This is a genomic window from Streptomyces sp. NPDC002513, assembly GCF_053595355.1.
The window spans coordinates 1-20,465 of the sequence record NZ_JBSFXK010000062.1 but is presented as its reverse complement, the minus strand read 5'-3'; the positions used below and the strand labels follow the sequence as shown (position 1 = coordinate 20,465).

At 69.2% G+C, this 20,465-nt stretch carries 22 protein-coding genes and 1 pseudogene; 10 read left to right on the top strand and 13 right to left on the bottom strand.

Annotated features, from left to right (window positions below; all coding sequences use genetic code 11):
- Window positions 1-157: 157 nt before the first annotated feature.
- The gene (locus ACWD5Q_RS29270) at window positions 158-1,465 is read right to left on the bottom strand and encodes an SUKH-4 family immunity protein (RefSeq protein ID WP_451430070.1); all 1,308 of its coding nucleotides are present in this window, start codon (window positions 1,463-1,465) and stop codon (window positions 158-160) included.
- A gap of 360 nt (window positions 1,466-1,825) precedes the next feature.
- Between ACWD5Q_RS29270 and ACWD5Q_RS29265 the strand changes: the two genes are divergently transcribed.
- From ACWD5Q_RS29265 to ACWD5Q_RS29255, 3 genes are all read left to right on the top strand, one after another.
- On the top strand, window positions 1,826-2,146 hold the full coding sequence (locus ACWD5Q_RS29265) for a hypothetical protein (RefSeq protein ID WP_451430069.1): 321 nt from the start codon (window positions 1,826-1,828) through the stop codon (window positions 2,144-2,146).
- Between the two features lie 146 nt (window positions 2,147-2,292).
- On the top strand, window positions 2,293-4,362 hold the full coding sequence (locus ACWD5Q_RS29260) for an ATP-binding protein (RefSeq protein WP_451430068.1): 2,070 nt from the start codon (window positions 2,293-2,295) through the stop codon (window positions 4,360-4,362).
- 71 nt (window positions 4,363-4,433) lie between these two features.
- Complete coding sequence (locus ACWD5Q_RS29255) at window positions 4,434-5,723, top strand: SUKH-4 family immunity protein (RefSeq protein WP_451430067.1); 1,290 nt, start codon at window positions 4,434-4,436, stop codon at window positions 5,721-5,723.
- Between the two features lie 141 nt (window positions 5,724-5,864).
- Here the strand turns inward: ACWD5Q_RS29255 and ACWD5Q_RS29250 are convergent, their stop codons facing one another.
- Together ACWD5Q_RS29250 and ACWD5Q_RS29245 are read right to left on the bottom strand one after the other, a co-directional pair.
- Window positions 5,865-8,654: an ATP-binding protein gene (locus ACWD5Q_RS29250; protein ID WP_451430066.1), complete on the bottom strand. Its 2,790-nt coding sequence runs from the start codon at window positions 8,652-8,654 to the stop codon at window positions 5,865-5,867.
- Between the two features lie 289 nt (window positions 8,655-8,943).
- Window positions 8,944-9,372 carry a hypothetical protein gene (locus tag ACWD5Q_RS29245; RefSeq protein WP_451430065.1) on the bottom strand — a complete coding sequence of 143 codons (429 nt, stop codon included), beginning with the start codon at window positions 9,370-9,372 and terminating at the stop codon, window positions 8,944-8,946.
- A gap of 109 nt (window positions 9,373-9,481) precedes the next feature.
- On the opposite strand from ACWD5Q_RS29245, the gene ACWD5Q_RS29240 reads away from it, so the two are divergent.
- Window positions 9,482-10,156: a hypothetical protein gene (locus ACWD5Q_RS29240; protein ID WP_451430064.1), complete on the top strand. Its 675-nt coding sequence runs from the start codon at window positions 9,482-9,484 to the stop codon at window positions 10,154-10,156.
- 397 nt (window positions 10,157-10,553) lie between these two features.
- Complete coding sequence (locus ACWD5Q_RS29235) at window positions 10,554-11,534, top strand: alpha/beta fold hydrolase (protein WP_451430063.1); 981 nt, start codon at window positions 10,554-10,556, stop codon at window positions 11,532-11,534.
- 72 nt (window positions 11,535-11,606) lie between these two features.
- Here the strand turns inward: ACWD5Q_RS29235 and ACWD5Q_RS29230 are convergent, their stop codons facing one another.
- From ACWD5Q_RS29230 to ACWD5Q_RS29215, 4 genes are read right to left on the bottom strand one after another with little or no spacing between them, the layout of a single operon-like run.
- A complete protein-coding gene (locus ACWD5Q_RS29230; protein WP_451430062.1) occupies window positions 11,607-11,999 on the bottom strand; it encodes a hypothetical protein in 393 nt (130 codons plus the stop codon).
- A complete protein-coding gene (locus ACWD5Q_RS29225) occupies window positions 11,996-12,142 on the bottom strand; it encodes a hypothetical protein (protein ID WP_451430061.1) in 147 nt (48 codons plus the stop codon). Before ACWD5Q_RS29225 ends, ACWD5Q_RS29230 begins: the two co-directional genes overlap by 4 nt.
- Window positions 12,139-13,281, bottom strand: a complete 1,143-nt coding sequence (locus tag ACWD5Q_RS29220) for a WXG100-like domain-containing protein (RefSeq protein WP_451430060.1) — start codon at window positions 13,279-13,281, stop codon at window positions 12,139-12,141. Before ACWD5Q_RS29220 ends, ACWD5Q_RS29225 begins: the two co-directional genes overlap by 4 nt.
- A gap of 25 nt (window positions 13,282-13,306) precedes the next feature.
- Window positions 13,307-13,612: a WXG100 family type VII secretion target gene (locus tag ACWD5Q_RS29215; RefSeq protein WP_451430059.1), complete on the bottom strand. Its 306-nt coding sequence runs from the start codon at window positions 13,610-13,612 to the stop codon at window positions 13,307-13,309.
- A 213-nt stretch (window positions 13,613-13,825) separates the two neighbouring features.
- On the opposite strand from ACWD5Q_RS29215, the gene ACWD5Q_RS29210 reads away from it, so the two are divergent.
- Window positions 13,826-14,344, top strand: coding sequence for a hypothetical protein (locus tag ACWD5Q_RS29210; protein ID WP_451430058.1), 519 nt, complete (start codon window positions 13,826-13,828; stop codon window positions 14,342-14,344).
- 33 nt (window positions 14,345-14,377) lie between these two features.
- Window positions 14,378-14,986, top strand: coding sequence for a hypothetical protein (locus ACWD5Q_RS29205; RefSeq protein WP_451430057.1), 609 nt, complete (start codon window positions 14,378-14,380; stop codon window positions 14,984-14,986).
- Between the two features lie 90 nt (window positions 14,987-15,076).
- On the opposite strand, the gene ACWD5Q_RS29200 is transcribed toward ACWD5Q_RS29205, so the two are convergent.
- Window positions 15,077-15,361 (bottom strand): hypothetical protein, encoded by a 285-nt coding sequence (locus tag ACWD5Q_RS29200; protein WP_451430056.1) that lies wholly within the window; start codon window positions 15,359-15,361, stop codon window positions 15,077-15,079.
- A 258-nt stretch (window positions 15,362-15,619) separates the two neighbouring features.
- Window positions 15,620-16,018 carry a hypothetical protein gene (locus ACWD5Q_RS29195; protein WP_451430055.1) on the bottom strand — a complete coding sequence of 133 codons (399 nt, stop codon included), beginning with the start codon at window positions 16,016-16,018 and terminating at the stop codon, window positions 15,620-15,622.
- A gap of 83 nt (window positions 16,019-16,101) precedes the next feature.
- Between ACWD5Q_RS29195 and ACWD5Q_RS29190 the strand changes: the two genes are divergently transcribed.
- The gene (locus ACWD5Q_RS29190; RefSeq protein ID WP_451430054.1) at window positions 16,102-16,419 is read left to right on the top strand and encodes a WXG100 family type VII secretion target; all 318 of its coding nucleotides are present in this window, start codon (window positions 16,102-16,104) and stop codon (window positions 16,417-16,419) included.
- 22 nt (window positions 16,420-16,441) lie between these two features.
- Window positions 16,442-17,182, top strand: coding sequence for a hypothetical protein (locus tag ACWD5Q_RS29185; protein WP_451430053.1), 741 nt, complete (start codon window positions 16,442-16,444; stop codon window positions 17,180-17,182).
- Window positions 17,183-17,188: 6 nt separating this feature from the next.
- On the opposite strand, the gene ACWD5Q_RS29180 is transcribed toward ACWD5Q_RS29185, so the two are convergent.
- Window positions 17,189-17,722 carry a hypothetical protein gene (locus ACWD5Q_RS29180; RefSeq protein WP_451430052.1) on the bottom strand — a complete coding sequence of 178 codons (534 nt, stop codon included), beginning with the start codon at window positions 17,720-17,722 and terminating at the stop codon, window positions 17,189-17,191.
- A gap of 354 nt (window positions 17,723-18,076) precedes the next feature.
- On the opposite strand from ACWD5Q_RS29180, the gene ACWD5Q_RS29175 reads away from it, so the two are divergent.
- On the top strand, window positions 18,077-18,289 hold the full coding sequence (locus tag ACWD5Q_RS29175; RefSeq protein WP_451430051.1) for a hypothetical protein: 213 nt from the start codon (window positions 18,077-18,079) through the stop codon (window positions 18,287-18,289).
- Window positions 18,290-18,559: 270 nt separating this feature from the next.
- Here the strand turns inward: ACWD5Q_RS29175 and ACWD5Q_RS29170 are convergent.
- From ACWD5Q_RS29170 to ACWD5Q_RS29160, 3 genes and pseudogenes are all read right to left on the bottom strand, one after another.
- Window positions 18,560-19,099 (bottom strand): annotated as a pseudogene (locus tag ACWD5Q_RS29170) (transposase); the annotation flags it as partial.
- 45 nt (window positions 19,100-19,144) lie between these two features.
- The gene (locus ACWD5Q_RS29165) at window positions 19,145-19,291 is read right to left on the bottom strand and encodes a transposase (protein WP_451430050.1); all 147 of its coding nucleotides are present in this window, start codon (window positions 19,289-19,291) and stop codon (window positions 19,145-19,147) included.
- 87 nt (window positions 19,292-19,378) lie between these two features.
- On the bottom strand, window positions 19,379-20,362 hold the full coding sequence (locus ACWD5Q_RS29160) for a reverse transcriptase domain-containing protein (protein WP_451430049.1): 984 nt from the start codon (window positions 20,360-20,362) through the stop codon (window positions 19,379-19,381).
- Between the last annotated feature and the right edge of the window lie 103 nt (window positions 20,363-20,465).

Below are 20,465 nucleotides of genomic sequence, written 5' to 3'. Positions count from 1 at the left end.
GACAGTCGGAACCACTCTGGCCTCGCGGAAAAGACGTGGAGTTGATGCAGCCCTGGCTGGAGCTCGGCATCCCGGAGCTGCGCGACGCAGAGTTCCGCACCGCCCCGGAAGCGTCTACGCCAGGTCGTCGGCAGGACTGGCGTTGCCTGATGCGGCGCTAGAAGCCGTCCACGCCCAGTTCGGTGATGCCTGCGTAGAACCAGCTCCACACCTGGCCACTCGGCGTCTTCAGGTCGAACAGACCCGGGGCCAGCCCGTCCACCTCGTCCACGAACACCCGCGCCACTGCCTCCTGGTCCTGCTCCACCGGGTAGGGGTGCCAGCAGGCGTTGCTGTAGCGGTAGACGGCCTCAAGGATGCGAGTGAAGGCACCCAGGTCCGGTGCGAGCGGCACCAGCGTCCGGTTCGTCGGATCCTCCAGGCAGCTCCAGATGTGCACGGACCCGTCGTGGCGGTGCAGATACAGGTCGCCGTACTCACATGTGCCGAAGGCGATCAGGTCCGTGGCGGCCATGCCGCTGGGCAAGCCGTCCTCGGGCAGGACGTCGTCGGCCGGGGGACGCATGGCGTCGGCCGAATGGGTCGTGTACTCGGCCGCGTGACACCCCCACCACGCGGGCAGGCCGATGTCCCGCAAGTGTCGTCTGGTTGCCGGGTGTTCGAGCCCCTCGGGCAGGGCACTCTCGAGTATGCGCACCACGTGTCGTTCGCCGAAGGCGTCGTCGACCCGGGCCGCGCTGAGCGGGCCCGTCGGCCGCCGCTGCGTCGGTTCGGGGCCGGGCGACGCTTCTTCGGACGACGTCGACGCGATCCCTCCGTCGCGCGGCCACTCCCGCAGCACCTCCGCGTCCGACTCGAGCACCGCTATGCCGTGCGCGTCCTCGACGAGGTAGCGAGTCCTGCCGCCCTCGACGGCGAACACGACGGCGCCTGCCCAGCTCTTCGGGGCGGTCAGCTCCCAGTTGTGCAGCTCGGGCGCATCAAGCGCCTCCGGCGGGCGGGGTGCTTCCGTCAGCGCTGCGTCGTCCCGGACCTTCACCCTCCGGCCGGTCTCCGCGTCGAGCCGGAGCGGGCCGCGCTGGTCGACCACCTCGATGAGTTCGCGCCCCTCGTACAGGCGGCGGTGGACCTGGTAATAGTCGCCGTTCAGGCTCGGGTGGGCCATGAACCAGTTGGCCGGCCGCCACCAGGCCCACACCGTTCGCCACGGCATCCCCGGCTCGACCGTCGCGATCCGCTCGGCGTACTCCTCGTGACCGGTCGCCTTCGCCGCGAAGTGCAGCCAGGAAGCGAACTCGGCGGGCGTCACGTCCGCGACTCCGAAGATCGCTTCGGCTTGTAGGAAGACCTCACGCCCCACGCTCTCCGCGCCCTTCGCAGCGGCGATGCGGTCGCGCACCGCCGCGCGGTCGGCGCTCAACAACCGGGCGGGGTCGGCCAGTACGTCGTCCAGTGCCTCACTCATGCGGGCATCGTCACCCGCCGCTGACACCCCTCCCCCGTGGTTCGGGAACCGACGCCACCACTTCCGATGTCGTATCGATCATGATGGCGGCCGCAGACGAGCTCATTCACGACCGGGGCTCGTGCCAGCGGCTCAGCACCGCGTCCCGGCGCGGGCCGCGGCCGGGAGCCGGTCGGCACAGTCCTCTCACTGCGCCGGCATGCCGGCCGACGCCGGATCGGGATACCGTCCCAGGCACCTGCTCCAAGAACAGGCGTGAGCCGGGTGCGCGAAGCCGCTGACGAACAGCGGAGGAAGAGCTCGGCCGCCCGCTCCGCCACACGCCCCCGACAAGACCACCACGACAAGGAGATCGGCTCCATGACCCCGGACCACCCGGCTCCCCCCACCACCCCCGAGGAAGCCCTGGCCATCGTCCGCAGCCGCTACGCCCAGCCGAAGCTGCCCGACGGCACCCCGGCTGCCCTGAACGTCCACGAGTTCGACATCGGCTATCTGGTCTACGCGACCTTCCCGCCCACCACCGACGCCGAAGGCCGGCCGCAGCCCTCGTCACCGGGTGGCAGCAAGATCGTGGTCGCCAAGGACACCGGTGAGACCGTGACCGTACCCAACTACCCGACCGAGGCCGCCATCGCCCTGTACCGCCGTCAGCGCCAGGCGCAGCGGCCGAACGCATAGCGCACGACGGCCCCGGCCCCGCACATCGACTGGCGATCAGGGTGCTCGACAAGCACTCCTCGGCATCGCGGGTCGTACGAAAAGTGGGACCCGTGCAAGGCCGCAGGCAGGCCCCGGCCCCCCTGCGATCGGCACCTAGGATCGACATGAGATCGACGTCGTACGCACATGCGACCGCGAACGCGGAGGACGGGGAACGGGGAGCCATGACCGGCGCGACCGAGGACTACGCACCGCACCCCCACATAGGCGGCCGGACCGCCGCATTGCGCGCGCTCGCCGCCTGGCGCGGGTCCGTGCCCGGCGCGCCGCGCGTGGTCGTGGTCACCGGCGGTTCCGGCAGCGGGCGTTCGCGGCTGCTCACCGGGTTCCTGATGCTGTGCGAGCCGGAGTTCCGCAAGCAACTGCCGTTGGACGCGATGGATCCGTCGACGGTGCCGCCGGAACTGCCGCCGCCGGCGGTACCGGCCCCCGACGGGCTGACCGCCGCGCAGGTGCTGTGGCTTCTCGCCGACCACTACGAGCTGGACGCCACGAGCACGCAGGACGTGTTCACCGAGTTGGCGGCACTCGACGAGCCGGTGACCGTCGTCGTGCCGGATGTCGACCGGGCCGGTCCGGTACGGGCCGCGGGCGAGCCGGCCCGGCTTGTGCGGGAGGTGCTCGCGCCCCTCGCCGCCACCGGAACCGTACGGCTCCTGGCCGAGGTGCCGCGTCCGCTGGTCGTCGAACTGGCCGCGGGTCTGGCGCCCGGCACCGTACAGATCATCGATCTCGACGAGCCGGAGTGGGCCGACCCGGAAGGCCTGGTGCTGCACGCTCAGGCGGCGCTGAGCCCGGAGTTCGGCGCGCCCGAGCTGCCGTTCACGGTCGATCCCACCGCCCGCCTGGCCCTCGCCGCAACCATCGGCCGCCGGGCGGGGACCAGCCCGCTGGTCGTTCAACTCGCCGTTCAGGGCGTGCTGATGGCGCCCGAGGGCTTCGATCCTGCCGACGAGAGCTGGTTGCCGACGTCGGTCGGCGAGGCCCTCGATCTGCATGCCGGACGGCTCGGCGCCGATCCCCGGACGCTACGGCTGATGCTGGCGCCGCTCGCCCTGGCCGAGGCCGACGGCCTGCCCGTCCAGCTGTGGGCGCGGCTGGCGAGCGCGGTCGCCGGACAGGACATGGGCCAGGCCATCGCGGAAGGGATGCTGCTCGCCGGGCCCTTCGTACAGCCCGAGCGGCAGCAGGAAGAGCAGCTCGTACAGCCCGACGGGCAGCGGGGCGGCGGACGTACGGTGCTACGGCTGCTGCACCCGGCCCTCGGCGACGAGATCCGCGCCGGCCTGCCGAACGCCCGCGCCGCTCAGTCGCGGATCGCGATGGCGCTGCTGGAGGCCGTACCCGAGCAGGACTGGAGCAAGGCCGACCCGTATGTGCGCGACCACATCGCGGGGCACACGCTCGAGGCCGGCCTGCTGCCCCAACTCCTCACGGATCCGGGGCTGTTCGTCCACGCCGACCCGGTGTCGCTGCGTGCCGCCATCGAAGCGGTACCGGTGGAGGCGCTCGGCGGTCCGGCCCGTACGTACCTGCGCACGGCTCCCCTGCTGACCCGCACCCAGGTGCCCGCCGCGCTGCGCGCCGCCCTGCTGGAGACCGCGTTCGTCGAGGACGGCCTGCCCGAGTACGCCGACGCCATCCACCGGCTCGGCTTGAAACTGCCCTGGCGGACGCTGTGGAGTCTGCCCGTCGCCGGCGTGAGCGCCGTGACCGTCGGCAGCCTCCCCCGCCCCGAAGGGCCGGCCACGTCTGTCGCAGTCGTCGTCGTACCCGCGGACACCCCTGGCGCGCGTCCGATCGGAGGAACGGGTGAGGTCGAGATGAACACGAGCGGCGAGAGCAGCGAGACCCGTAATGCGGACGAGGCGACGGGCCGTTCCGCGGTACTCGTTCACGATCTCGTCCATCCCCATCCCCTCGCCGACGTCGATCCCGCGCAGCTCCTGCGCCCGTCCGAGGACGAGCGGGCCGCCGCCCCGCTGGGGCTCAGCCGGGGTGCCGACTATCTGCGCGTCTGGGACCGGGCGAGTGGGGAGGTCGTGACCGCGCTGATCTCCGACACACCCTTCACCGCCGCCGACCTCTCCCCTGACGGCATCCTCCTCGTCGCCACCGAGCGCGGGGCGAAGGCCCTCCACATCCGCCCGGCGGCCTCGGCGATAGCCTCGTAGGCACACCCAGACCCTTGCTGCCCCTCCTCTTCTCTCCCCTCCACCTCGACCGACCTCGAAGGAGCCTCCCCGTGACCAGCCAGGAGCAGGCGCTCGCCATCGCCGACCGTTGGCTCAACCCGGAAGGCTCGACGGCGCCGCGTCGTGAGGTCAGGATGCGGGAGTTCGACCTGGGCTGGGTCGTGTGGGCCGCGCCCGGAGCCCCCGGGCACGACCCGGCGACCGGGGTCGTGGACCGCCGTACCGGTGAGCTGACGGTCTGGCCGTCGGTACCGGTCGAGGAGGTCGTACGGATGTACCAGCAGAAGCAGGGCGGCGGCACGCAGGGCGGGGCCCCGGCAGGGGGTGCCCGTCCGGTCACCGGCCCCGGCAACACCGCCGTCTTCACCTACACCGACCCGGCAGGCGGCGAGGAGACCACCCTCTTCCGCACCTCGGGTCCGGGCCTGCCTCCCGCGGAGTACCAGGCGTGGGCCGACCTGCGGCGCATGAACGTCCCGGAGAGCAGTGTCCTCGCGATCCACACCGATCTGCGTCCCAGCCTGCTCCCCGGCGGCTACACCGCCGAACTCCTCAGCCGGTTCCGCACTGCCGAACTCTCCTACGCGCAGAACTACGGCGCCCGTCCCGAGGACCGCGCCGAGGGCATCGCCGCCCTGGTCGAGCAGGTCGAGATCATGCACCGGATGGCCGGCCAGCAGCCGCCGCCCCGCCCCCACCGCCTCCCCGCCCCCACGCAGGTGAGGCTCGCGGAACCGATGCGTGACGTGGCCCTCGGCCGCCATCTCGTGGAGGTCTTCGGGCAGAAAGGCGTACGCCGCCACGACGCCGACGACGTCGCCGACAGCCCGCTGCCCGAGACCACCAAGTCGACGCTCACCTGGGCAGGGCTGCCTGCCGACCTCCCCCTCTTCTTCACCGCCGACCGGCCCGACGCGCCTCCGGCCGGGGGCCTGTTCACCGACGTCGCCACCAACCTGCGCGAGCGCCGCAGCCAGGCCGGCGAGGAGAAGATCGACTCCCTGGCCCACCTGGTGCGGATCGGGTTCGACGGGGTCGCGGTGGTCGCGGTGCAGTGCCTGCCCGGTACGACGCAACCGGACGGCCTCGGCGCGGTGTGGGCGGTGGACCCGGTCACCGCCGACGCCCGCTACATCAACGTCTCGGCCGCCGCCTTCGCTCGCTCCCTGGCGCTGCTCGCCACCACGCGGCAGCGGATGCAGGGCCTGGACCCGGCCGCGGCGGGGGCGGCGGTGGCGGCCCTGCAGGAGCAGCTCGCCGCCATCGATCCCTCCTCGCTGGGGAACCCGGACACGTGGTGGTCACTGATCGTCGAGCAGATGTGGCACGGGCTGTTCTGACGGCAGGGGCCCTCGGTACGCCAGGGGTCAGTGCCTGGCGCGAGCGAGGACGCCTGCCTGCGCCACCAGCAAAAGCGCTGGTGGCCGACCTCAGAGGTTCTGCTCGAGACCGCGCGCCCGCGGAAGCGTGCGGTCTCGGGCTCACTGCCGGTCGAGCGATTCCAGCGCGTCGCGCAGCGCCGCGCGCGAGGTGATGCCGAGCTTCGGGAAGAGCTGGTAGAGGTGCGTGGAGACGGTCCGCGGAGAGAGGAAGAGTCTCTCCCCTATCTGCTTGTTGGTCAGTCCCGCCGCGGCCAGGTCGGCGATCTCCCGCTGCTGAGGGGTGAGCGCGGTGGCGTCGGATCTCATGGGCCGGCGTCGTACCGGGCCGCCGCAGGCGCGCAGTTCCTTCGCGGCTCGGTCTGCCCAGGGCGCGGCGCCGAGTCGGGTGAACATCTCCACGGCGGTCCGCAGGTGCTCTCGCGCCTGGGCTGAGGCACGGCCGCGTCGCAGCCGTTCGCCGTAGTAGAGGTGGATGCGGGCGCGTTCGAAAGGCCAGCGTTCGGATCCCTCGACCGACAGGGCCGTGCCGAAGCGCAGTTCGGTCTCTTCGTCGCTTCCGGCCGCCAGGGCGTCGGCGCCGAGCAACACGAACTCCAGCCGCGGGGAGGCGTCGGGCAGACCGGCGTCGCGGGCAGCCGCGATGTGGCGCAGAGCCTCGTCGCGTCGTCCGGACCGCACCGCCGCTTCCACCATGTCCAGAAGGACCCACAGCGCATTGCGGACGAAGGGCGGCAGAGAGCCGGCCGGTGCGATCGTCGACAGGTGCCGGTGCGCCGCCTCGAAGTCCCCCTCGCCGAGTGCGACCAGTGCGCGGACATGTGCGGCGTAGAAGCGGACGGTGTGCGCGCGTCGCGATCCGGCCCACTGTTCCATCTGATCGGCGAGCCGCCGTGCGGCCGTGAAGTCGCCGCCGACGGCGATCACGCTGGCCAGGAGGTACGTCGCGGGCCAGGTACGCAGCGAGTAGTGGTGCTCCTCGGACAGGTCCAGCGCATCGCGGGCAACGGTGCGCAGCTCGTCCCAGCGTCCCGCGAACCACGCCTGGTGACAGAGGAGGACCAGGGCCTGGATGGCCGGGAAGACGTTGTCTCCGGCGCGTTCGCCGTAGGCGATGCGCCACAGCGGCTCCTCCAGAGGGCCGAGGCGGTCCAGGTACGAGGCGGCGATGCCGACCCGCACGACCCGCAGCGGGTCAGCGGTGCCGAGTGCCGCGTCGACAGCCGCGTCCAGCCGGGCCCGGTCGGCGGGCCGGGCGCGGGCGGGGTCGCCGAAGGTGGCCCTGGTCACCTCCAGGATCTCCGGGGCGGCGGTGAACTCTGCCAGGGCTTTGTCGAATACGGTCCACAGCTCGGCCCGGCCGCCGTAGAAGCACACCATCAGCAGCGTGAACAGCGCTTCCAGCAGCGTGGCGTCGGCAGGGTCGTACGGCTTGCGCTGCGCGGCAATCGCGCCGCCGAGCACGCGGTGAGCGGTGTCGATGTCGCCGTAGCTGTTCAGCAGGTGGGCCGCGGTGGCGACGGCGGCGGGCAGCGAATCAGCGTCGGGAAAGGCCTGACGCGCGGTGTCGAGCAGCCGCGGCACGTCCCGCAGATTCCCGGTGAGCGTGGCCCCCAGGAACGCGGCCTTCGTCAGGCGCCGGGCCTGCGCCGTCCCCTCCGGGCTGAGGTCCGCGGCCCGCACCAGCGCCGCCACGGCGCTGGGCCCGTCGCCGCGTGTGGTGCTCAGGCCGGCGACCTCCTCCAGAAGGGCGGCGACCCGCTCGTCAGGGCCGATGGCGGCCTGAGCGAGATGCCACGCGCGCTGTTCGGGCACGCCGGCCCACGCTTCCGCGAGCATGTGGTGCACGCCGCGGCGCTGCTCGCCAGTGGACAGCTCCACCACCGCCGAGCGGATGAGCGAGTGCCGGAACTCCAGGCGGCCGGTGAGCTCGTCGACGCGGACGAGCCCGCCCCGCTCGGCCGGCGCCCAGTGCTTCATGCCGCACCTGCCCGCCGCGGCCCGGCGGAGGACCTGCATGGTGCCGCTGCCCTCCAACGCCGCGATGAGCAGCAGGTACTGCGTGGCCGCGGGGAGGTGCCGGATCCGGGAGGCGAAGGCGGCTTGCAGGCGCTGGGTCAACGGCAGGCGTCGCGGCATGGCCTGCGACGCGGCCTGCTGAGGGCCGGTGAGCGTGGTCGGAAGTTCCAGCAAAGCCAGCGGATTGCCCTCGGCGTCGGCCATCAGACGGTGCCGGACCCGCGGCGCCAGCGCCGGGAAGCGGCAGACGAGCAATGCCTCCGACGCGGCTTCGCTGAGCGGACCGACCTCGTGGAGCGGAAGCCCGCTGTAGTCGAAGAAGCTCTCCTCCCCGGCACGGGAAGCGACCACCATGCCCGTTCCCGTGCCGAGGAGCCGCCGGGCGACCTGGGCCAGGACGTCCGCGCTGGCCCGGTCCAGCCACTGCGCGTCGTCGAGGACCAGGAGCGTGGCTCGACGTCCGCGGGGGTCCGTGAGCAGGGACACCACCGTGTCGGCGACCGCCTCGTGACCGAAACCGCCGTCGAGGCCTGGGCCGGCTGCCGCATCGGAGGCGAGTGCCATGCCGGAGGCGAGGCCGAGAGCGGCGGCAAGGCCTGGGGTTTGCGCGGCATCGGCCCGGGTCTGTGGCGTCGACGTCAGCAACTGCCGCAGCGCGCCGTAGCCGGCTTCGGCCCGGTACTGCACCCCCGCCGTGCGCAGCACGCGCATCCCCGCAGCCTCCGCATCCTGGGCGACCTGCGTCAGCAGTGCGGTCTTGCCGACTCCCGGGTCCCCGAGCACCACCAACGCGCCGCCCGCGCCGGGTACGTCGGCCAGAAAGTCGGCGAGCCGCGCCAGGTCGTACTCACGACCGATCAGCGATGCGTCCATGCCCCAAGTCAAGCTTCAGCACGGCGAAGCCACAACGCCGCAGGGAGCAGTAGGGAGCAGTAGGGAGCAGTATCGCGCGCGGCCCTGCAGGCTCAAGGCGAGGCCGAGGCCGGGCCGGGCCGGCTTGACGCGGCCCAGCGCGGGCAGCGGAACGGCGGGGCCGAACCGGGCGGGTTATGAACGCCGGTGGGCTGGATGCGCGGCCGCGGCGGGCAGCCCCGTAGCCCCGAATCCCCGCACCTCAGCCCCAGCCCCCAACCCCCGGCCCTCAGTCCTCAGTCCTCAGCTCTCAGTAGAGCGAGAATCCGCCACTGTGCCGCCCTTGGCTCTTCTTCCCGGACTGCGAGGACTGCCCCTCCTCCTTCCTCGGCTCGGACTGCCCCGAGGAGGGGTCACCGCTCGTCAGCGCCTCCCCGTGCCTGATCTGCTCGCGCTCCTCCTCGGAGAGCGACTCCCACTGGCCGCGCAGCGGGGCCATGCCCTCGCCCAGGGCGCGCGCCGTCGCCGGATCGTCCAGGGCGTCGCGCAGGGCGAGCCGGCCGGAGAGCATTCTCTTCGCCGCGTCCTGCAGGTCCTTGTTCACGCCACTGTTCTCGGACAGTGAGCGCAGAGCCGAGTTCAGAGAACGTATCTGCTCCGGTTCGAGCGCCTCGTCCAGCACACCGCGGTCCTGCGAAGAGCCCTGCGGGGTAGGTGAGTTGTCGGGTCGCCTGGTCATGTCGCGTCTCCTCGCTGCCCTCGTTTCTCGGACACCCGAAGTATCTCCCGTCACGTACGGCTGCCATGCTGACCCTCCACCGGCCGAAGAGGAGATGGACCTCATCGTCATGGCTCAGACGCAGGGCACAGGACAAGGCACAGGCAAAGGGAAAGGCAACGGAATCGACCGTTCCGCCACCGGTCTCGTCGGCAGAGCCTTCGGCCGCCTCGGACGCGCGGGCGGTCTGGTCTTCCTCCTCGCGGGCCTCGCCCTGAGCGGATGGGGCGCGTACGAGGGGGCGTACCTGGCGGGTTGGGCGGGCACGCACGGCACCCTGACCGTGAAGCAGTGCGAGGTGAGCTACCCCAACAACGCCTCCCGCAGCCACCGCAAGAACCGACGCCCCATCCGCTGTGCGGGCAGCTTCGTGTCCGACGACGGCCAGAGCAAGGACGCGGGGGCCGCGGTGCAGGTCAGGCAGCGGTACGCGCCGGGCACCGAACTGTCGGTGCAGCAGACCGACGCGCCCACGACGGACTTCTCCGCCGACGGGGACTACGTCCAGGACGGCATGGACCGCGCCTGGCGCTTCTTCGGCGCCTTCTTCGGCGGCTGGGTCCTCACGGGCCTCGGCGTCTTCTGCCTCGCCACCGGTTACGCGCCGTTCGGCCGGAGCCGCGTCTCGTACGACGCGGCGTGGGAGGCGGCGGGGCGGGGAGTGACGCGCCCGATCGTGATCGGGATGATGGGTGTGGGGCTCGTCGGAGCCGGGGTGTCGTTCCTGGTCAGCTACGTCGTCTGACCTGACCCGGTGGCGGCCCGGCTGCCGTCGAGGGGATGGCCTGCGGCGGTCAACTTTTCGTCGGTGTCCGCTCGTTCAGGTCCCCCGGCTATGGCTCGGCGAGACCGAGCGTGAGACCGGCTACGTGGGCGTTCCGGATCGCAAGGGGCACCAGGAGCGTATGCGCGCATCCTCGCGCTGAACAACCGTGGGCCGCCCGCCCCGGGGTTCGCCCCGGCCGCACTCCGGGATGGACAGCTGACCGTGTCGGCGCCACCGCCGAGGGCCGGGCTTGCCGAATCGGCAAACGAACTCGTCTCCGCGGCAGGGCCTCCGCATGATCGGCGTTGGGCCGACGGACCGGCGGAAGAGTGCCATCGTGGCCCACGGCAGACCAACAGTCCCGAAGGAGTGGCACATGTCGCAGCACGTCGCCGAGATCACACACCGGCTGGTCCCCGCGCCGGGAGGCCGGATTCACCTCGTGGAGCAGGGAACCGGACCGCTGGTGCTGCTCGTCCACGGCTTCCCGGAATCCTGGTACTCCTGGCGCCACCAGCTGCCGGTACTCGCGGCGGCGGGATACCGCGCCGTCGCCCTCGACGTCCGCGGCTACGGCCGCTCCTCCAAGCCGGCCGCGACAGACGCGTACCGGATGCTCGACCTGGTGGAGGACAACGTCTCGGTGGTGCACGCCCTGGGCGAGGAATCGGCAGTGGTCATCGGCCACGACTGGGGCGCGACCATCGCCGCGAACTCCGCCCTGCTCAGGCCTGAGGTCTTCCGCGCAGTGGGCCTGCTCAGCGTTCCCTACGCCCCGCGCGGCGGGCCCCGCCCCAGCGACGTCTTCACCCGGATCGGCGGGGATGAGGAGTTCTACGTCTCGTACTTTCAGGAGCCGGGCCGCACCGAGGCCGAGATCGAACCCGATGTACGCGGCTGGCTCGCGGGCTTCTACGCGGCCTTCTCCGCCGACACCATGCCCGCACCCGGCGCTCCCGATCCGCACTTCGTCAGCGCAGCCGGGACGCTGCGTGACCGGTTCCCCATCGGCCGGCTGCCCGCCTGGCTCAGCGAGAGGGACCTCGATGTCTACGCCGGGGAGTTCGAGCGGACCGGCGTGACCGGAGCGCTCAACCGCTACCGGAACATGGACCGCGACTGGGAGGACCTCGCCGCCTTCGACGGTGCTCCCCTCACCCAGCCGTCCCTGTTCATCGGCGGCACCCTGGACGCCTCCACGACCTGGCTGGCCGACGCGATCGAGGCGTACCCGGTCACGCTGCCGGGCCTGGTCTCCTCCCACCTCCTCGACGGCTGCGGCCACTGGATCCAGCAAGAACGCCCCGCCGAGGTCAACCGGCTCCTGACCGACTGGCTCGCCGCCCTGCCCGCCTGACGCACTCGCGCGCACCGCCCGGTGCTGTCGGCACACGTGGACGTCCGCACCACTCGGAAAGGACCCCAAGCCTCAGCGCTCGGTCTCCGGCCACCCTCCCCGGCCGGAGACGCTCACCGGCGCGTCCCGCTCGGCACGTTCACGGTCCAGCTCCGCCTGCTGCCGTGCGTCCCAGTCCGCGAACTGGGCCTCGGACTGCCGGCGTTCCGCGTACGTCTGGTCGTCGGCCGCCCGGCGGATCTCATGAAGTCGCTGGTAGACGGCCTCGGTGTAGCGCGGGTCCTGGAAGGCGTCCCTGACGTCGACACGCCCGCTCAGCACCGCACGCGCCATGTCGCGCATGCCCGGGCCGAGCGATGTCGCGCCGGCGATGGTGCGCAGGGAGCGGTGCAGCCGCAGGGCCTGCTCGGGGTCCTGGGCGACCCCCATGAGTTCCTCGTCCTGGATCTCCCGGTCCGCGGTCATGAGGCCGGCACATCCTTCCTGTCGGCGGTGAGGGCAGTGAAGGTGGCGACGAAGGTGAGGGAGGTGAAGGTGGCGAAGGAAGTCAAAATGAAGAAGGAAGTGAAGGCGGCGAAGGCGACGCACAGCAGCAGCGGCGGCGTCATCCGAACTCGCTCCGAGCCCACTCGTCCGTGCTCCCCGCGGCGTGCGAGGAGCCGGAGCGCGCCGCGGAGGCGGTGGCCGCGGTTCTGTTGGACGCATGCGGGGTGCCCGACGAGCCGAAGCCCTCCCCGGATGTGGCGGCCTCGGCCCCATCGGATGCCGGCGTCGTACGGGCATCGTGTCCGGACAGCGCGTCGACACCGTGCTGTACGCGCTCCTCGACCTCGCTGGTGACTTTGTCCGTCGCGGTGTCCACGACCTTGTCCCTGTGCGAGTTCAGATCCGTGTAGTCGGCGAAAGCCGATCCCTCGCCTCCGGTGACCTCCTTCTTGAGGTCGTCCTTGTACTCGCCGGCCGCGGTTTTGGCGATGTCTGCCGTCTCTGAGAGGTCGATGCCGGAGCGTGCGTCGAAGTAAGTCTCGATGCTCTGCTGGCCGACGTTCTGCGCCATTTTGATGGCGGCCTCTTTGGCCTTGTCCTTGGCGGCGTCGACCACCCGCTCCTGGACGAACTGCTTGGCCTGCTCCTTGATCTGCTCCTTGGCGTACTGCTTGACCTTCTCCTTGGTGATCTTCTCGAGCTGCTGCTTGGCGATCTTCTTGAGGGCGTCCATGGTGGCGTGCTCCATGGCCTTGGTGATCGCCTCCATGACCTCCCTCTTGAGCTTGTCCAGCAGTTCCCGGACGATCACCCGCGTGGCCTGTGTCGCGCCCAGCGCGCCGACCTCGGACAGTCCGAAGGTGAAGGGAGCCGATGCCTGTGCCGCGATGATCTCCATCGCCAGGGCGATGAGTTGCGCGATCACGGACAGCTTCGCCGTGAGGACCGCCACCGCGGCCGCGTCGAAGGCGAGGGCGATCACTTCGCACGCTGTCTTCGCGTCCGGGAGGTAACTGTCCTCGCCGTTCGCGCCGGTGTAGGCACCCCAGGCCTTGCTGAAGCCGTCGACGGCCTCACCGACGTTGCCGGATACGACGATGCGGGCGAAGCCTTCGCCCCGTGACTGGATCCCTTCGAGTTCCGTGCCGAAACTCCGCCAGGTCTCGGCGACCTCGTGCAGTGCTTCTTCGTCGGCGTCGGGCCAGCTGTAACCGAGAAGGTCGAGCACCCAGACAAGCTCGTCGGGCAGTGTGAGCGACATGCCAATAGCCCCGTATGTGATGTGATCAGAGTTGGCCGGAAATCCCGTTCAGCAGGCCACTGTTCGATGCGTCCGAGCCGTCGTAGTTACGCGCCATGTCCTGGAGGTTGTGCCCGATCTGCTGAAGCCGTTTCGCAAGGCTGTCCATCGATGTGAGGATTCCGTCGCGAACCGGCGTGTAGACCTGGCCGAAAAGCTCCCCGAAATCCGCATCCTCCCATGGCTCTCCAAGCCCTTCGAGGGTGTCCTGAAGCCGCTTGGAGGCATTCGCAAAATCGCCCCCGAGGTCGACGAAGTTCAGCCCCTGCGTCCGGAGTGCCGCCGTCTCCACGTTAAAAGAGTCGTACCCCATCGATCTCCCCCGAACTGCCCTTGTTGCAGGCCATATTGGACGACAGACCGATACCTTAGACTCCTCTCGCACGGCCCGGCCAGCCCGTCAGTCAAGAGATCGTCAAGTCACTCAGGGGGAAGACCGACAGTGGTGACAGCACAACCGCGTTACGGCAGCACAGGGAGCCTGTGGGTGGGAAGACTCCTCGGCGTGGGGCTGCTTCTCCTGGCCGCGTTCATCGCCGCGGTGACCATTCCGAAACTGCGCAGCGAACTCGCCGGTGAGGGCACCGACGGAACCCTCACGGTTTCTTCATGCGAAACACACAAACAGATCCATCACAGCACGTACCGGCGTACCACCGAACTCAAATTCAGCTGCACCGGAACCTGGACCGCACAACACGGGGAGGCCACCTACCAAGACGTGGCGGTGACTACCTCATCGCGCTTCGAAACCGGTGCAAAATTCCCGGTGGTACAGGTGGACGACACCTTCGCCCTGCCGCAGGACCGGGCGCCCGGAAACGACGCCGCGGTTCTCGCGATCTGCCTCTCCTTGCTGGCATGGGGCATCTACTGCCTTCTCACCGGTTTCGGCGCCCGCCGCGGCCCAGGCTTCGTGGCCTCCTGGCAGCGCCTGCCGGCCCCGGCCGTCACCGGTCCTGTCCTGGGCGGCATCTTCGCCCTGGGCATCCTGGCAGCGCTCGTATGCTCACTCGTTTGGTGATGCCCGAATCCGCATTCTGAGGAGTCACTCCCCATGGCACAAGTACCCGGGAACGCCGCGACGAACGCCGCCGCCCCCGGAGAGCGGACGGGCCTCGGCCGCCTCATCGGCGCAGGCCTGATCCTCGTAGGCCTGGTCCTCCTGGCCCTCGGCGCCTACCTAGGCCCGTACACCTACGCCACGTCCACACCGGGCAAGCTCACCGTCCAGACCTGCACCGTCGACTACAAGTACCGGAAGACATCGAGCAGTTCACGGAGCCGGACCAGGACCAGGTGGTGCTACGGCACCTTCATCGCCAACGACGGCACCGTCAAGGACCTCAACGCCGACCTCAAGAGCGATGCCCTGTACCAGCGCGGCCACGTCCTCGAGGCCCGCAAGACCGGCGACTTCTCTTACGAGCTGGACCGCGGCTGGGTCCATGCCATCGCCGTCGGCTTCGCATGGGGGTTCGGCGCCCTGATCCCCCTCGCCCTCGGCCTGTTCTTCACCGCCACCGGCTTCGCCTTCGGCGGCCCCTCCGACGTCCACCGCGCCGGGCAGGCAGCGAGCCAGGGCCTGCTCCGCACCGTCTACGCACTCGGCATCGTGGGTGTGATCGGCTTCGCCGTCAGCATCCTGGTGGCGTTCTTCACGTGACGGACACCCCGGCGCACCCTCGGGAACACGGGGCGCGCCGGGACCGACGTGCCCACCACGGCACTGTCACCGCACGCCAACCCGGCCCCTCTACGCACTTTCAAGGGACGCCAGCGCGAACATCAACGGCAGAGCGATACCGGCGAGCGCCAGTGCCGCCGCCGACATCCCCGCACGGATCTCCCGTCTGCCGCGAACCCCGAGGTAAGCGGCAACCGGAGGGAGGACGCCACAGACGAGAAAACTGAAATGCCAGCCCTCTTCCTTGACGAAGAAGACCATGGCGCACCAACAGACGGGAACCGACCCGAGGCTCAAGTAGGCGCACCGCGTGAGGAAACGCTCGAGCCCGTCGGCCCTGTCGAAGAAATCCATGGCTCGGACCACCTTGTCCACTGCACCGCGCGGTGGTCGTAGCCACCGCCCCCCTGGGGAAAGCCGTCCGTCGCCGAGAACCCGTTGACGACCGTCGACATGACCGCGCCCAGCGCGGTCAGTTGAACATCACCAGGAACTGGCGTCGCCGGCCGCCGCCGCCGGCACAGTCTGCTGCGGACACTCGACAGCAAGCAGACCTCGATGAGCAAGCCCCAGATTCACCGTACGGGGTCACGGTTCTCTGGTGCCTCCTGCTTACAGTTGCCAGCCACGGGCCTCGTGCGGCGCTGACCCGCCTCTCTTGCCCCTCCCCCCGCCCCCCTGCCGCTCAGCTCGCTCCCGGTCGATCTCCCTCTCGTAATCGTCCAGTTGCCGCAGGCCCTCGGCTTCTGCGGCGCTCCGCTCTTCAGCACTCATCTGCTCGTACGCGCGCATCCCGATCTTGGCACTCTCCTGCAGTGCTTCCCGGTAGGCTCCCGTCCGCATCGCTTGGCGCAGCCCGACCCGGCCGGCAAGGACTTCGCGAGCCATCTCCCGCAAGGTTTCGTCTTTGCTGTCGGCCAGCCTCTGCAGCGACTTGCGCAAGGCCCGCGCCCGAGCAGGGTCCTTGGCGATATCGAGGAATTCCTCGTCCCCGACTTCGTGGTTGTCCATGCGCTCTGCTCCTCGCGAGGGTTTCCCGACGGCGCTAGGGTAGTCGACGGAAGTGGAGCAGGCGTGCGACGACGGGGTGAGGGATGACGTTCGAGGTCAAGCCGGAGGACCTTGATGGATACAGCCGTCAAGTGGAGCGTGCGGCTGAGGACATGCATCAGGCGCAGGAGTACATCAAGAAGTACGGCGACATGGGAGCCTTCACCGGGCAGGGGCTGTTTCTGTGGGCGACCGGCATGCATTCCCAAGCAATGGACGGGGTCAAAGATGTGGTCACCCGACTCCACGCTCTCCTAGCGGCCAGCGCAAAGGAGCTGGCGAAGTCCGCGGACCACTATCGGTCAACCGACCAGGACCAAGCATCCAAGCTGGATGCCACTTACCCACCGAGCAAGCGCTAACTCACCTGGAGACCTCACTCGCATGAGTTTCGCAGATGCTGTCGAGCCCGTCAGCAATCTCAAAGCCCCAAGCAAGCCAGATGATTTCTCCAAGGGAGTTATCACTGACACTGTCAGCACCGTCAGCGATTTCCTTAGTCCCAGCGAGTGGGCGCTGGAGATAATTCAGTTCGTCTTCGGCATCAATCCTTTGGAAGAGGCCATCTCGTGGTTCACGGGCGACTGGGAGTCGTACGTCAAATGTGGCGAGATGTGGGCCAACACCGGATCGTTCGCCCAGGACGTAGCCTCAAATCTGAAGTCCGGCAACAGGGCGCTGGATTCGACTTGGAACGGCAACGCGGCAGATTCTGCCTATGTCTACTTTGACGAATTGGCGAAAAAAATCGGCTCCTTGGAAGGGGACTTGAAGGAGCTTCAAGGCGCCTACAACGACGTCGGCCTCGCCGTGTCAAGATCCGCTGACCTCATTAAGGGCTTGCTTGAGCAGCTAGCGGATGAGGCAATTATCGCGGAGGTCGAGCTCAGCGCGGGTACACTGCTGGCCGAGACGGGGGTGGGCGCCGTCATGGGCTACGCGGCTGCCGCTCTGGAAATCGCCGAAATGATCAAGACGTGGGGTCGCGCGACTGAAGTCTACAGCGCTGCCCAGAACGCTGTGGATGCGGCAACGGCCGCTTCCGGGTTGGTGGTTGGCAGGATCAGCGTCGCTCTGCAGAGTTTCCCTGAGCCGGGGCAGAGCTACGACAATCCCGCGGTGTAGTTGCTGTCAGCCAGCCAGTAGCCAGGCCAGTAGCGTCAGCAGGAGGCAGACGCCAGAACCGGCGAGGCCTACGCGGACGAGCCACTTTCGCACCATGCCTACCTGGGTTCCTGATACCGCCCGTGTGATCACGACTACCTGCATACCGCTGCGGGGGAACATACCTGTGGCAGCGAATGACATACCGAACGCCACCACAAGCCAGCCGAGGAAGAACATCGCGATCCACCGGGTCGTCTCACCGAAGCCGACCTGCACGTACCAGTCGCCGGCCTGCTGAACGGAAACCTTGCTACCCGGCTTCACCTCCGCCCGGATGCTCGCCTCGTCATCAAGGATCTTGCCGTCGTCGGACCGGAAGGTACCTCCGCACACCGTGGTGTCACTGGAGCTGCGGCTGCCTTGTTTGACCCAACAACGCTCCACCGCCAGAGTGCCGTGGGTACCGGCGATGCCAGCCGCGTGGGCCGCGTTGTAGAGGCCGAACCCGAAGATCACCAGGGCGACAACGAAGAACAGACCTCCGAGAGCGCGACCCATGACGCCAGGTTGAGGAAGCGATGCAGTTGGTACGAGCGGCATCAATTCCGGCTGCCTCACAACGCGCTCTCCCCCATGTCGCACTTCTCAACCAGCTTGCGGCCATACCTCAAGCCGTCCCCCAGCGTCGGATCCACATGTGCGCCGACCCTGGCGCGCTCCTTCATACTGCCCAAGTAAACCAGGACGTCGCCGGGGACACGCGGCCGAAGGTGACCAGGGACCCGGTCGGCAAGTGCGTTGCGGCAAAGGGAGTCCCTGTTCGATGAGCAGGGGCTTCTTCGTGTGCGGGGCGTGATCGTGGAGGGGTAGGGGCAGGCGGCGGACGGCTTGTCGTTGATGGAGGAGGGTGTGATGCCGTCGATGCTGGGGTTGATGGAACGGCGTGAGGCGCGGGCGAGGCAGGAGCTGGAGTCCTGGACGGAGGTCTTGGAGCAGACTCAGGCGGAGGTGGATGCCGCGCGGGAGCGAGTCGAGCGGGCCCGGGTGGGGCGTGAGGAGCTCGTGTCGGTGCTGGCCGAGGAAAGCGCGGTGAATACACCGGTTTCCGTGCCTCTGGTGGTGTGACGGCTGCCGCTGGGGGATCGAGCGGCTTGGGCGCGGTGCGTGGCGAGCGGCCGCCGGTGTGGCGGTCGGGCATGGGTGAGGAGGTGCTCAGTGGCCTGTATCGGGAGGTGTTCGCCGCGGTGGCGGCCGCTTCGGGGCCGGTGAGCGGGGTGGAGTTGACGCGCATGGTGGGCCGGGAAGCGGAGATCAAGAACGAGGTGGAGAAGATCCGTCACCGTGCCTACGTGCTGGAGAAGCGGGGCTGGCTGCTGCGGGCGAAGGACGGACGGTTCATACCCGCGCCCGGGGCCGTCGGCCGGGACGCTTCTCCGGCCAACGCGGAGCGTCTTGGGCCAGGCGCCGGGACAGCCTGATCGTGGCTGCCCACCACACGATCTGCTGGTGGTGATCGGGGCGGCGTTCGTGGTCGCGGTTGAGGCGGCGTGAGCGGGAGAGCCAGCTCAGCGTTCGCTCCACGACCCACCTGCGGGCCAGTACGACAAATCCGCGTTGCCCGTCGGACCGGCGCACGACCTCGACCCGGACTCCGTGACGGGCGAACGCCCTCGTCGGCGCCGGACCTTGGTAGTCACTGTCGACCCACACCAGCTTCAGCAGCCGGCCCGACTGCTCCATGAACGTCTCCAGCAGTGCGGGGGCGGCCTTGGAGTCGTGCACATCGGCCGTGGTCACGGTCACCTCCAGGAGCAGGCCCTCCATGTCGGTCAGGATGTGACGCTTGCGCCCGTCACGTGACGTGCCGCCGTCGTATCCGCGGCTGTCCTCGCCGACGGTCTCGGAAGCCTCCACCGACTGACTGTCGATGATTCCCGCACTGGGCTCGGCGTTGCGGCCTGCGCTCTTTCTCGCCGAACGTCACAGGCGTTCGTACAGCTCACGCACGTAGTCGTAGGACCGCCAGCGGCGGAAGAAGTCGTAGACCGCCCGCCAATACGGGACATCGACCGGCAGAGCCGTCCACTTCACGCCGTTGTCGACGAGGTAGCGCACCGCGTCCAGCATCGCCGAGTAGCCGAGGGGATTCTCACCCCTCGGCCCTCACAGATCCGTACGTGACGATCTCTCGTCATACGGCTCTTGTCGTTCTGGTCACCAGACGCGGGGGGCGTGGGTGGTCCAGGCCCAGTGGGCGAAGAACCGGGGTCGTCGTGCGACGGCCTGGTTCCACGCGGTCTGGGCTTTCTTCCTGCCCCGCAGCCGTTTGAACTTCTTGCGCATCCACCGCATCACGTAGGCGTTGACGCGCTCCAGGAGGGGATGGAGGGCCGACGGGTAGAAGGCCCCGTAGTACGCCATCCACCCGCGAATGATCGGGTTGATGAACCGTGCGAGGTCCGCTTCGGTCAGGTTGGTGCGGTGGTGCAGCCGCCAGGACCGCACCTCGAAACTGATCCTGCGCAGGGCTTCCCCGCTGATGGCGGGGATGAACGACCTGAACATCTGGCCGTCCTTGCGCACCGCGGAGCGTGTGCGGAAGGTGTACCCCAGGAAGGTGAACTCGGTGTGCTCGTACGAGGCACGCCGGTTGGCATCCTGGCAGTAGACGATCCGTGTTTTCTCCGGGTGCAGTTCAAGCCCCACCTCCGCCATCCGCTTCTCGATCGCCGCGAGCACGAAGCGTGCCTGGCGTTCGCTGACGCAGTGGACCACCGCGTCGTCCACGTACCGTTCGAACCCGATGGCGGGGAAGTTCCGCGCCATCCAGGCATCGAAGGCGTAGTGGAGGAAGAGGTTGGCGAGGACCGGCGAGACGGAGGAGCCCTGGGGCGTCCCCCGCTCCCGCTCGCGCTGTGTCCCGTCGGGCAGTTGCAGCGGTGCGGCCAGCCAGCGGCGCACGTACAGGATCACCCAGGACTGGGACGGATCAGTGTGGGCGGCGACCGCCTTGAGGACCAGGTCCCACGGAACGCTGTCGAAGAACGCGCGGATGTCCAAGTCAATGACCCAGTCCGCTTTCCAGCAGCGCTCCCGGCACCGACCCACAGCATCGATCGCCGACCGCCCGGGACGATAGCCGTAGGAGTCCGGATGAAAGACCGGCTCGGCCTTCGCCTCCAGGACCCCGGCAACCACCGTCTGGGCGTAAACATTCACCGGGTAATCGGGGAGCGCTGGTCTGCTGACGCCCTGTGAGCGTCCTGGTGGTGGTCTGTGGTTGGATCATGGTGTGTCTGAT